Annotated in this window: 12 protein-coding genes; 9 read left to right on the top strand and 3 right to left on the bottom strand. The window is 47.7% G+C overall.

What is annotated here, in order from left to right; genetic code table 11:
• Positions 1-12 precede the first annotated feature (12 nt).
• The 9 genes from SMSP2_RS14600 (at position 13) to mtnN (ending at position 9534) form a co-directional block, all read left to right on the top strand.
• The gene (locus SMSP2_RS14600; RefSeq protein WP_146684754.1) at positions 13-1005 is read left to right on the top strand and encodes a hypothetical protein; all 993 of its coding nucleotides are present in this window, start codon (positions 13-15) and stop codon (positions 1003-1005) included.
• A 40-nt stretch (positions 1006-1045) separates the two neighbouring features.
• Positions 1046-2419 carry a sigma-54-dependent transcriptional regulator gene (locus SMSP2_RS14595; protein WP_146684753.1) on the top strand — a complete coding sequence of 458 codons (1374 nt, stop codon included), beginning with the start codon at positions 1046-1048 and terminating at the stop codon, positions 2417-2419.
• Between the two features lie 228 nt (positions 2420-2647).
• On the top strand, positions 2648-3169 hold the full coding sequence (locus SMSP2_RS14590) for a hypothetical protein (protein ID WP_146684752.1): 522 nt from the start codon (positions 2648-2650) through the stop codon (positions 3167-3169).
• Positions 3144-3701: a hypothetical protein gene (locus SMSP2_RS14585; protein WP_146684751.1), complete on the top strand. Its 558-nt coding sequence runs from the start codon at positions 3144-3146 to the stop codon at positions 3699-3701. Before SMSP2_RS14590 ends, SMSP2_RS14585 begins: the two co-directional genes overlap by 26 nt.
• 1425 nt (positions 3702-5126) lie before the next feature.
• A complete protein-coding gene (locus SMSP2_RS14580) occupies positions 5127-6431 on the top strand; it encodes a phenylacetate--CoA ligase family protein (RefSeq protein WP_146684750.1) in 1305 nt (434 codons plus the stop codon).
• 60 nt (positions 6432-6491) lie between these two features.
• Positions 6492-6923, top strand: a complete 432-nt coding sequence (locus tag SMSP2_RS14575; protein ID WP_146684749.1) for an ACT domain-containing protein — start codon at positions 6492-6494, stop codon at positions 6921-6923.
• 104 nt (positions 6924-7027) lie between these two features.
• Entirely contained in the window at positions 7028-8341 is a 1314-nt protein-coding gene (locus SMSP2_RS14570) for a phenylacetate--CoA ligase family protein (protein WP_146684748.1), read from the top strand.
• 11 nt (positions 8342-8352) lie between these two features.
• Positions 8353-8781 (top strand): ACT domain-containing protein, encoded by a 429-nt coding sequence (locus tag SMSP2_RS14565; RefSeq protein ID WP_146684747.1) that lies wholly within the window; start codon positions 8353-8355, stop codon positions 8779-8781.
• A gap of 30 nt (positions 8782-8811) precedes the next feature.
• Entirely contained in the window at positions 8812-9534 is a 723-nt protein-coding gene (mtnN, locus tag SMSP2_RS14560; RefSeq protein WP_146684746.1) for a 5'-methylthioadenosine/S-adenosylhomocysteine nucleosidase, read from the top strand.
• Positions 9535-9571: 37 nt separating this feature from the next.
• Here mtnN and SMSP2_RS14555 read toward each other — a convergent pair whose 3' ends face one another.
• From SMSP2_RS14555 to SMSP2_RS14545, 3 genes are all read right to left on the bottom strand, one after another.
• Entirely contained in the window at positions 9572-10279 is a 708-nt protein-coding gene (locus tag SMSP2_RS14555; RefSeq protein WP_146684745.1) for an HAD family hydrolase, read from the bottom strand.
• Positions 10280-10312: 33 nt separating this feature from the next.
• The gene (locus SMSP2_RS14550) at positions 10313-12214 is read right to left on the bottom strand and encodes an ATP-binding cassette domain-containing protein (protein ID WP_146684744.1); all 1902 of its coding nucleotides are present in this window, start codon (positions 12212-12214) and stop codon (positions 10313-10315) included.
• A 69-nt stretch (positions 12215-12283) separates the two neighbouring features.
• Positions 12284-12814, bottom strand: a complete 531-nt coding sequence (locus tag SMSP2_RS14545) for a hydrolase (RefSeq protein ID WP_146684743.1) — start codon at positions 12812-12814, stop codon at positions 12284-12286.
• Positions 12815-12820: the final 6 nt, after the last annotated feature.

Here is a 12820-nt window from a genome sequence, read left to right as displayed (position 1 = left end):
GGCAGTTTCAAAATGATAATCAGCAAAATTCAGGCTGTTATATATTTAAAGCTGATTTTGGCTTTCTTTACCCTTGCCGGCGGCTGCCGCGGCTCACAGCCGAGAGCTTTTATCGACGGCGGACGCGGCCGGCTGGATAATGGAACTGTAAAAATTGCCGCGGATAAGAAATTCGGCGGCGCGATAATATGGGCGTCTCAGTCCGGCTCAGACAAAAACATGATCAACAACCACGACAAGGGCCGCCAGATACAGCAGTCATACTATGCCGGCAAAAGCCTCGACAGGAAGCAGGACGGCCAGTCCGAATCATGGAGCCCGTGGCCGTGGAATCCCGTTCAGGCGGGAAATTTCGATGGTGACCGCTCAATAGTACTCAACTTTGAGTGCCTTGAAGACAACACCATGCTTTACAGCTGCTGCCAACCCAGGCTGTGGGATATGAATGAAGAGCTGGCAAAGTGCCGGCTTCACCAGTGGATGAGTTTTGAAAAGGGAATGGACAACGTAATACGTGTAAAGAACACGATCGAGTGTTTTCGCGGCAGCGATGACATCTGGGGCCCGCCGCAGGCAAGAAGCCAGGAGCTGCCCGCGGTTTACGCGATACGCAGCATGTCAAAATTGGTGATCTATGACGGTGATAAGCCCTGGCGCAACAAGCCGCTTACAACCGTAAAATACGGGCCTGATGATGACTGGATATGGACACGGCAGAGCCCGACTGAGCCATGGGCGGCGTGTATTGACCCGAAAACCGGCATAGGCCTGGGAATATACAGCCCCGAAACAGGCAAGACCTGGAACATGGGCTGGGTCGGCAGCGCCGGCGGCGGCGGGGAATTTGATGCCGCCACGATGCATTTTGCTCCGCTGGCTCAATGGAAGCTCGGCCCCGACAGCTCTAAGAGCTATACATACTGGATAATAATCGGAAAACTTGAAGTTATCCGCGAAAAAGTGTATAATTTACATTTCAAATTTAATGCTGAAGATAAACCGTAAAGAAATTCAACCTGCTTTACCACTGCTATAGATAGTAAATATGCCCAAAAACCGTATAAAGATTTTAATAGTTGACCCGGACGCCAGACAAAGCACGCACATGCAGAAGGCTCTGGAGTCCGCCAATTTTCATGTACGCCTGGTGCCTGAACCGCAAAAGGCTGTAAAGCTGATCAATGCTGAGAGTATCGACATTGTCATCAGCGAGATAAACCTGCACAGCGACATTAACGGCTTCGACCTGATGCAGCGTGTGCGGGAGTTTTCGCCGGATACCAGAATCGTTATCGTAACCTCGCAGGCGGGGATCGAGACGTGCAAACAGGCAATGCGGCAGGGTGCGGCAGATTATTTTGCCAAACCGGTTGAGCCCGATGAAATATTGACCGCGATTCGTGAGATTGTCGGCACAGAACCAGACGTGCAATCCCTGCCCAAAGAAGCAAAACCCCAGTTAGACACTCCCGGGGGCTTTTTATACGAGGGACTGCCGGGCAGCTCACCCTTGATGAAACAGGTTTTCCGGATCGCCGCCAAAGTCGCACCTACAAACATCAGCGTTTTGATACAGGGCGAATCAGGCACCGGCAAAGAACTCCTTGCCAGGGCGATACACCTCAACTCCAGACGTGCCGACGGTGAGTTCAGGCCGATAAACTGTGCCGGACTAAGCGAGACACTGCTGGAGAGTGAGCTCTTTGGCCATGTACGCGGCGCTTTTACCGGCGCAGCCGCCGACCGCAAGGGGCTTTTTGAAATCGCCGACCAGGGAACATTGTTTCTTGACGAGATAGGCGATATGCCACTGACGATGCAGGCAAAACTGCTGCGTGTCCTCGAAGACGGGGTAATCGTCCCGGTAGGCTCAAACAAGCCGGTCAAGGTTGATGTCAGAGTAATTAGCGCGACAAACTCTGACCTTGCCAAGATGGTAAGCGAAAAGAAAATGCGCCAGGATCTGTTTTTCAGGATTAAGGGGGTCAGCGTCACAATACCCGCTCTTCGCAACCGGCGGCAGGATATCCCCGAGCTGATTTACGCATTCCTCGAGCAGATGTGCAGGGAAATCGGCAGGGACATGCTCAACGTCTCTGAAAAGGCGATGAACATCCTGATAAACTATAACTGGCCGGGCAACATCCGCCAGCTGCGAAACGCGGTGCGAACAATGGCAGTGATGTGCGATGGGGATATGATAGATATTTCCGACATCCCGCCCGATATTCATACCGTTCTGGGCCTGCCAAACCCCAGCTCACCCGCCGGGCTTGCCGGAAGGCCGCTGAATGAAATTGAAAAACAGGCCATCGCAGGAACCCTGGCACTGGTTGAAAACAACCGCGAGAAGGCCGCAAACCTGCTGGGTATCGGCGAGAGAACCCTATACCGAAAAATTAAAGAATACGACTTATAGAGTTTAGGCGGCAACATATTCAACAAGGTGTCAGACACTTTTTTAGAGTTCCCTGTGCCGGCAAATACTATTTCAAATTAATAACACTTCCGGACTTCACTCGTAAGTCCTTGTAGATGTATAAGTTACAAAAAAAAGAGATCGAACCCTTTTAATTCTGCCCCCGTTTTAAGGCATAGTGCACCAACTTCTTCTTTTTCAATTAAATCTGAAGCAAAAGAATTTAACTTGTCTGATATATATATATCAGACAAGCAATCCACAAACCTTACTATAATTGATGATACCGTAATTGATACTCAAAGTTTAGAAAAAAATAAAAAGAAATTTACTGCAACTTTACTGCAATTAATACATGACGAAATTTTTGAGTATGGCACACTTAATTCAGCAGATTCCTTTGTTAGGGAAAGCCTAAAATCTAATAAGTTTGTCAAAGAATGGATTAATGAAATTTTCCTTAAACATTTTTCAAATATTGAAATTATAACAGGTATTTTGAAAATCATTTCACATATAACTTATAGTGACATATATCCTACTGGACAAACTATGGCTATAGCCGCACTTAGTCATAAAGATATTGAAGTTAAAGAGTGTGGTATCAGGGCTTTTGAAAATTGGGATGCCATTGACTCAATTGACTTATTAAAGAAAGTTGATTGTCAAGAAGAATGGCTAGTAGATTACTTGGAAGAAGTTATTAGCTATTTAGAGGAATGTCGTGAGCATACTTGTAAGAAAAATTAATAGAGCTAAATGGAGATTAACAGACAAACAGACAGTGGCTGATTTACGTGGTGATGCTGTTACTAGTTGCTTAAGAACTTCTGGTGATAAATTGTCTGTATGGAAATTTGATGATGACGATTGTGAGAAAATAAAATACGAAAGTATTTTGGCTTTAATGACAGGTTCTTCAAAAAACACAATTGATGACACTATTCATGTTGTATTTTTAAATTCCAAGGACTTAAAAGAAGAAGGTCTTGAATTAGGCGAACAGAAAGGGGACACTTATGTAAAAGATCTAGTAGATGCCCATAGAAATATAGAAAATTTAAATTATTTTAAATTGGGAAAACTTGCTGAACTCATTTTAAAACAAATTGATACAAAAAATGTACATAGGATTAATTCATCGAAAATAGTAAATTTGCTTATTAATGCAATTGAGCAAAAACGTTTGGAATTTCAAGACCTTAACGAAAATCTTCAGGCCAAATTAATTGAAAAATGCAAAAATAAAAATATAGATATAGATGAAATAACAAACTATTAAAGAGAATTAAAAATGGTTAACACCAATCCTGTTCGGCACTATTTTTGCTTGGGGATAATTAAAAGTGGGTGGGATAATTAAAAGGGTTGAGACCCTTTGTTTAGCTACCATTACGTATCTCCTTTACTTTCAGAATGTTACACTCGCTAAATCTGTATTCTTTAAAAGTATTATTCATGTTATCCGTTTTTTGGTGCCCGCGACAGGTGCTATAAACTTAAATACCGAGCCCAGCCGGTCACAACCTGTTCGTATTCGATAATCACTTTGCCCATCTTATCATAAATGAATCAGGTTTCAAGGATATAATACATTTTAACAGTAACCATAAAGTATTCATTTGTAATACCTTACAAAAACAAGGAGACTCAACCCTTTCAATTTACTCTGGTGCAGTGTGTTTGCGTAACCGCTCCATTACTGTCGCGACTCTGATGGTGTTGCAGGGTTAGATGGAGGATAATTAAAAGGGTTGAGACCCTTTGTTTAGCTACCATTATGTATCTCCTTTACTTTCAGAATGTTACACTCGCTAAATCTGTATTCTTTAAAAGTATTATTCATTTTATCCGTTTTTTGGAGCCCGCGACAGGTGCTATAAACTTAAATACCGAGCCCAGCCGGTCACAACCTGTTCGTATTCGATAATCACTTTGCCCATCTTATCATAAATGAATCAGGTTTCAAGGATATAACACATTTAAACAGTAACCATAAAGTGTTCATTTGTAATACCTTACAAAAACAAAGAGTCTCAAACCTTTTAATTTACTCTGGTATCATGCGTGACACAGTGTGTTTGCGTAACCGCTCCATTACTGTCGCGGCTCTGATGGTGTTGCAGAGTTAGATGGTGTATTCCGTAGCAATCCGAGCCGCGAATGTGAATGAGCGGTACTGTCAGCAACCCGGCGCGGGCTTGGCGGGCGAATAACTGTATGTAGTTTTATCGTTTACAGTTGTTGGCGGTTATTCTGGTATCTTGCGTGACACAGTGTGTTTGCGTAACCGCTCCATTACTGTCGCGGCTCTGGCCGTGTTGCAGGGTTAGATGGTGTATTTCGTAACAATCGGAGCCCGGTAGAAAAAAGTGTCAGACACTTTTTTTATAACTTATTGTAGAGAATGGTTTAAGAGCCGGATTCAACTCGTCTCTTCGACGGCGAGGCTAACACTTTGTAGTGCGGCGGCAAGCGTCATCGCAATACCGCTTTAAAAACATCTCTACTCAAAAACACCGCCCGACAATAAAAAGCGGCGGCGTCTCGCTTCGCCCGTTGTCGCTCGCACCAAATCAGGCCGCAAAAAATGTCACACATCGTCTTTTGGCCGCGGGCAAATTTTTAGTTGAAAATTCCCATATTCATATTATAATTCTATCCTTAAAGTATTATTAGAGTTAACCATGTGGAGGAAACGAATAATATGATATGGAATCCTGACATTGAGTGTATGAGCAGGGATGAACTTTCCCAACTGCAGGGCAAGCGGCTAAGAGAGCTTGCGGTATATGTTTATGAGAATAACCGGATTTACAAAGACCGTTTTGACCAGATCGGTATAAAGCCGCAGGACATAAACAGCATAGAAGATATAACTTCTTTGCCTTTCACGACTAAGATGGATATGCGGGACAGTTATCCGTTTGGCTTATTCTCGAAGCCGGTTAAGGAAATTTCCGAAATTCACGTCTCAAGCGGCACCACCGGCAATCCAACCGTTGTCGGCTACACTAAAGAGGATGTCCAGCTTTGGTCAACGGTTATGGCCAGATCCCTCTGCTGCGCGGGCGCTGAGCCGGGTGATATCCTCCAGGTGGCTTACGGATACGGCCTTTTCACCGGCGGACTGGGGCTTCATTACGGCGGCCTTGAGATGGGGCTGGTAGTTATCCCCGCCTCCAGCGGCAACACGCGGCGGCAGATAAAGCTGATGCAGGATTTTAAGCCGCGAATTCTGGCATGTACCCCGAGCTACGCCCTGTACATCACCGAAGAGATGAAATCGATGGGCCTTGATCCCCGTCAGAGCGAGTGGGAAATCGGCCTTTTCGGTGCTGAGCCGTGGAGCGATTCGATGCGTAATGAAATCGAGGAATCACTGGGAATACTCGCCACAGATATTTACGGCCTTAGTGAGATAATCGGCCCGGGAGTGTGCCAGGAATGCCACCTCAAAAACGGGCTTCATATGTACAGCGACGTGTTCTACCCCGAGATAATCGACCCCGACACGGGCAAACCGGTTGCACCGGGCGAAGACGGCGAGCTGGTTATCACCACCCTGACCAAACGCGGAATCCCGCTTCTTCGGTATCGTACACGTGATATTGTCAGCATCAATTACGATGCTTGCCAGTGCGGCAGGACCAGCCCGAGAATCAGCAAGATCAAGGGCCGCACCGATGATATGATAATTATACGCGGCATCAATGTCTTCCCGTCTCAGATAGAAGACGTATTGCTGAGTATAGACGGTACACATCCGCATTATCAGCTTGTGATTGAACGCAGCGAACACGGTCTGGACACTGTAGAGATACAGGTAGAGGTTGAGCCGGAAATCTTCTCCGATGAGATCAAGAAACTAAGGGCGTTTGAGCAAAAGGTAAAGGCTCACATCGACTCTGTGCTTTCTATCGGCTCTAAGGTAAGGCTTGTTGAGCCTGGAACCGTCGCCAGGAGCGAAGGAAAGGCCAAACGGGTTATTGATAAGAGAAATCTAAATTAACACCCTTTTCAGATTTGAATATTACTAATTCTCTGATTGATTTGTTCTGGAGGAACAACGATGCAAATAAAACAAATTTCAGTATTTCTTGAAAACCGTGAGGGGCGTCTTGCCGATGTGTGCGAACTGCTTGGTGAGAACAATATCAATATCCGGGCGCTTACAATCGCTGAAACCGAGGCTTTCGGCGTCTTGCGCACCGTGGTGGATAAGCCCAACGAGGCGGTAAGGCTTATTACGCAGAAAGGCTTTACCGCAAACCTGACTGATGTTGTCGCGATCGAGGTAGATGACAGGCCCGGCGGGCTTGCCGCTGTTCTGCGGTCATTCGTCGATGCGGATATCAACGTGGAATACATGTACGGCTTTATAGAGAAATCAGCGGACAAGGCCTTGATGGTTTTCCGTTTCGATGATCCTAAAAAAGCAATAGAGCTTTTAAAGTCTCACGATTTTGTGGTTGTCAGCAATTCAGATATTCAGTCCCTTTAGTGCCGGGGCTGAATTCTTAGACTGGCAATTTCTCTAACTATAATAAAACGGCACCAATACTTGTTGCCCCAATCAGGGTCAAGGGATTTATAACCGGATAAACAATGCAGGTCAACTACTGGAACAAAGAAATTGAAACAGCCGATCGCGCAGAAATAGAAGCGATACAGCTGGAAAAACTTCAGCATATTATAAAGGCGGCGTTTAAAACACCGTTTTATTCCCGCCATTTCAAGAAACTGGGTATAAAATCGCCGCGGGATATAAAAACGTTTGAGGATTTCCGCAAACTGCCGCTGGTTAGCAAGGAAGATCTCCGCCGCGGCTATCCAAACGGCTTTCTCGCAGGGGAAAACTATGATGATGTAGTGAGGATGCACTCTTCCAGCGGCACAACCGGCATACCGACTGTCATTTACTGGAACCGCGAGGACCTCGAGGCGGCGACCGACCTTGTCGCCAGATGCCTGACCGCTGCCGGCTGCACCCGCAGTGATATATTTCAGAACATGATGAGCTACGGCCTGTTTACCGGCGGCCTGGGGCTGCATTACGGCGCCGAGCGGCTTGGTATGATGGTGATACCCATAGGCGGGGGAAACACCATCCGCCAGATAAACACGATGCGGGATTTCGGCACGACTACACTGCATATTACTCCAAGCTATCTGATGCATCTTGCCACGGCTATTAAGGAACACGGCATCGCACTCGAGACACTCTCACTTAAACGCGCGATAGTAGGTGCTGAGCCGCATACCGAAGAAACACGCCGCAAACTCGAGGAAATATTCAACATTGACTGTTACAACTGCTACGGTTTGAGTGAGATGAACGGTCCCGGGCTGGCGTTTGAATGCGTCTATAAAAACGGCCTTCATATCTGGGAGGATTCCTATATCCTGGAAATCATCGATCCGGCCACCGGCGAGCTGCTTCCCGACGGCGAAACCGGCGAGGTTGTCGTTACCTGTCTCAACCGGCGGGCGATGCCGCTGATGCGGTACCGTACCAGAGACCTGGCGCACGTCTATACGGACATGTGCCAGTGCGGCAGGACACACAGGCGGCTTTCGCGTATCAAGGGCCGTACTGATGACATGCTCATTATCAACGGTGTCAACGTTTTCCCCTCACAGATTGAAGAGGTTATAATGAAGATACCCGAGGTCGGCACCAACTATATGATACACCTGACAAAGTCTGGTGCAATTGACCGGCTTACGGTGAAGGTGGAGATATACTCCAAGATGTTCAGCGGAGACCCTGTCGAGCTGGATATCCTCAAAGACAAGATATCAGAGGAGCTTCGGGCTTCGATTTATATACACCCCCGCGTGCAGCTGCATGAGCCGGGTATCCTGCCGACATTCGAGGGCAAGGGCAAAAGGGTTGTTGACGAACGCGGTGAATTTTAAGAGGTTTAACCATGACAGAGATACTGAACGTTTTTGTAGATAATACCCCGGGCAGAATAAAGTCCGTTACAGAGACGCTTGCCAGGGAAAATGTTAACATAATAGCTTTTGCCGTGCACGACAAAGGCGAGTTCGGCTTGATGAAACTTGTCGCGACAGAGCCGGAACGGGCAAAGCTCATTCTTGCGGAAAACGGTTTTGCCTGTGCACTGCGGGAGGCGATGGTTGTTGCCGTGCCGGATAAACCCGGAAACCTCAACGAGCTTACAGGGATACTCTTAGAGCACGGGATAAACATATCAGGCATCTTCGGCTTTGTCATAGAAGGCGGCCAGACGGGTATCTGCTGCCTTGAAACCTCAGAGCCTGTTACAAAGGCGCTGCAGAGCGAACTTGAGCAGGCGGGTTTTAGAATATTGACGTCAATGACGATATTTTAGATCATTCAACAAGGATTATGAGGTTCTTATATGATACAGCTGAAAGACGGCAGACTCGCCGGTGATACGGTTTTGTTCATAAGCGCTCTTGAACAGGAATTAACGGATTTTATCTCGGCTCTTGATTTTGAGCGCCGCAACCTCGGCCCGCTTGAGTATGACCTGTTCAGCGATCCAAGCGGCCGGCGGGTTATAGGGCACGTCTGCGGCGTGGGCAAGGTGAACGCGGCGGCTTCGGCGGCGGCGTTTCTATCGCATCCTGAGTATAACGTTTCGTATGTTGTCAGTGTTGGAACTGCCGGCGGCCTCGATAAATCGCTCAAGACGGGCGATATAGTGGTAGGGCGGGACTTCGTGCAGCATGATTTTGATGTGAGCAGTGTATTTCCGGACTGTAAGCCCGGGCAGATACCCGGCTGTGAGCTTTTTATGAAGACTCTGCCGCCGGAGATGGAGGCGGTTCTGCCGGCTGATGAGAATCTCAGGGTTGGCACAATTATCTCAGGCGATCATTTCGTGAATGAGGGCGAAAAACTCGCCGGATTCAATCCCCTGGCAGTTGAGATGGAAGCGGCGGCGATGGCGCAGGTATGCATTCGCTACAATACACCGTTTTTGTCCATACGTGTAATCACAGACAGTGCAGACGAAGAAGCGGCTAATGACTGGCCAAAGCTGTTCGCAAAGCTGTCAAAGATTTCCAGCGGCTATGCACATAGAGCCCTGAATGCGTTTAATCAGCTCTCTGGCTGAAATCCTCCGCCAAATGCTCTTCACGGCAGATAAACTTTCAGCCAAATATTTTTTTCATCTGAGGTATTAACTCCGGCGTAAGCTGCGGGGCAACCAGCTCTGCGTGCTGTTCAAGAATTTCTCCTGGGTAGCTGTTTGTCACCGCGAGTGTTTTCATACCGGCAGCCTTTGCCGCCATCAGACCCCAGCTCGAATCCTCTATTACAAGGCAGTCGGAGTTTTTCAGTGACTCATCGGATTTTCTCAGCCGCGAGCCTGCGAGCAGATAGCCTTCCGGGTCGGGTTTTCCCCTGCTAACATCGTCGGCGGTAACGATGGTTTCGAACAACGCAGCCAGATTGTTTCCGGTTAGCTCATTATCCAATTCGAAAATTATCTCTATATCTAACATAGAGGCACCCGAGCAGATTGCGCAGCGAATACCGGATTCACGAAGGCTGCATACGAAGTCCTTGATAGTTGGATACACAGTGCTTGTGGTTTTAACAACATCCATAAATATCTCAGACTTTTCGCTGATGAGGTTCTGGTATGATGTTCCATAGCTTATCCCGTATTTAGCCGCGGCTTCCTGGAACAGCTCCAGGTCCGTAAATCCGAGGAATTCTTTCCAGTAGGTCTCCCGGTCAAGCGTAAAGCCGTACCGGCGGAAGATTTCTTCAAACGCCTTGAAGTGAAGATTCTCCGAGTCGGCTATAACACCGTCGAAATCGAATATAACAGCTTTTAAATTTGTCTGTTCCATATCAACTGATTGCCTTTTTTAAAGTTTTCTGGTTTATGTGTATTTTTCTTCGAGCTGCTGCCAGCGATTATACAGGTTTTCAAGCTGGGTTTCAAGCTCTTCGAGAAGTTTGGTTTTTTCCGCGATCTTATCGCCCTGGGATTTGAAGAATTCAGGGTCAGCCATATCGGCATGGATTTTTGCGATTTGAGATTCAAGTTCTTCTATCTTATCAGGAATCGCGTCAAACTCTCTTTGTTCGTTGTAGGAGAGTTTTTTCTGTTCGGTTTTTGGTTTGGTCTTCGTGTTATCGGTCTTTTTTTGCGCGGGGCTTTCCGGTTTTTTGGGTTTTGAGTGGTATTTGTAATCATCGTACCCGCCGGCGTATTCTTTTACCTTTGCGTCACCTTCAAAAGAATATACGCAAGTAACCGTGTTGTTTAGAAACTCCCTGTCATGGCTAACGATGAGCACAGTGCCGGGATAATCAGCAATCAGCTCTTCAAGCAGCTCCAGCGTTTCCATGTCGAGGTCATTGGTCGGCTCATCAAGTACCAGCATGTTTGAGGGTTTAGCGAACATCTTCGCCAGCAGAAGCCTGTTGCGCTCTCCGCCGGAAAGCGACGAGACCGGGCCTCTGGCACGCTTTGGGTCAAAAAGAAAATCCTGGAGATATCCGATTACGCTGCGTGTTTTGCCGTTGAAAATTATTGTCTGGTAACCGTCGGCGACATTTTCTAAGACGGATTTGTCTTCTTCAAGCTGGGCATGAAGCTGGTCAAAGTACACGGTTTCGAGCCTTTTGCCGGTTTTCAGCCCGCCCTCGGTGGGGTTGAGTTGGCCGAGTATGAGCCGCAGCAGTGTTGTTTTGCCGCAGCCGTTGGGGCCGATTACGCCGATCTTGTCGCCGCGAAGTACCAGCGTCGTGAATTTTTCTATGATATTATCTTCAGTTTCAGGGTATCTGAAGGATACGTCCGTGAACTGCGCCACAAGCTGGCCGGACTGTTGAGAGTCCTGAATCGATATTTTCGCTTTTCCCTGTATGTTTCGCCGCTGCGACCGCTGATTCCGCAGCTCTATAAGGTTTCGCACACGTCCCTCGTTGCGTGTCCGCCGCCCCTGAATGCCGCGGCGAATCCATGCCTCTTCCTGGGCAAGCAGTTTGTCGAACCGCTGGTTGTTTGCCAGCTCGGCCTCAATGGCCGCGTCACGCCGCCGCAGGTATTCATCATAGTTACATTCATAACTGATGAGTCTGCCCCGGTCAATCTCAACGATTTGTGTGGCTATTTTCCGCAGAAACGCCCTGTCATGCGTTACAAAGATTATCGTTTGTGTGCTTGCCAGCAGGAATTTCTCGAGATACTCCACAGACTCCACATCGAGATGGTTTGTGGGTTCATCAAGCAGCAGGACATCAGGGTCGTTTATTATAGCACGTGCCAGAAATACGCGGCGTTTGAGTCCGGCAGAAAGGCTGTCAAACAGGGCCTCTGCCTCGAGACGCATCTTGCTGACGGTAGCTTCCACTTTTTTTTCCAGCGACCAGCCCCCGCAGGCTTCGATACGTGCGGCGAGTTTTTCGAGTTTCTCAAGATGGCCGGGCTCGTCATGGTTTTGGGCCGCGGCGACTGCCGTTCTGTGGTATTCGCCGATAAGTCTTCCCGCCTCGCCGTGACCGTCAATTATCATCTCGTAAACTGTCTTGCCGAAGGAGGTCTCCGGCGGTACCTGTTGGTGCAGCCTTTCGATTTTGAGCTGAGGGCTTTTGATGATACTGCCGGCAAGCGGTTCAAGCTCTCCTTCGATAAGTTTGAGCAGGGTGGTCTTGCCCGAGCCGTTACGCCCGAGCAGGCATATCCGCCGGCGGCTTTCAATATTAAAATTAACGCCGTCAAAAAGGGGAGGCTCTCCAAAGCCGAATGTCATGTCACTTATAGTTATCTGTGCCATAAAGTCTTGAGTCGGGTCTGCCGAAGTTTCATAGTTGATATAAAGGGAGTTAGGTTTTGTGTATTCAGGCTACTTGATCAGTCGTGAGACCTCACGGAATTTCGGGTGCTCTGATGTTTCAAGCATGTCAAACAGCGACATTTCTATACTGCTTATGAGAGCTTTTTCCTGCCGCAGCCGTTCAATAGCGATTTGCTTGTTTTCAGCCGTTCTGGAATCGACAGCATCAGCCGGAATTTCTACCTTAAAGCCGGCGGAGATGAGGTCGCGGGCGGTCTGGTAAACACAGATGTGTGCCTCTATCCCGCATAGTATCAGCTTCTCGCAGCCGGTGGATTTGAGCCTCTTTTGGAAATCATCGCCGGCCGCACAGCTGAAACAGCGTTTGTCAACCGGCTCATCTGTAAGAAGTTCCTGTATTTCTGCGGCAGTCTCTCCAAGCGCCTTGGGGTACTGGCGGCAGTTGATAACAGGAATCTCCAGCAGCCGGCAGGCCTTAACCAGTGTGCATATATTCTTAACTAAAGTGTCCTTCTCGTGCATCACAGAGAGCAGTTTTTCCTGAACATCGATTATCACAAGAGCGGTTTTTTGTGCCATGGGAAC

The sequence above is a fragment of the Limihaloglobus sulfuriphilus genome (genome assembly GCF_001999965.1).
GTDB classification, from domain to species: domain Bacteria; phylum Planctomycetota; class Phycisphaerae; order Sedimentisphaerales; family Sedimentisphaeraceae; genus Limihaloglobus; species Limihaloglobus sulfuriphilus.
Note: the sequence above shows the minus strand (reverse complement) of the source record. Positions and strands in the feature narration are given on the sequence as shown.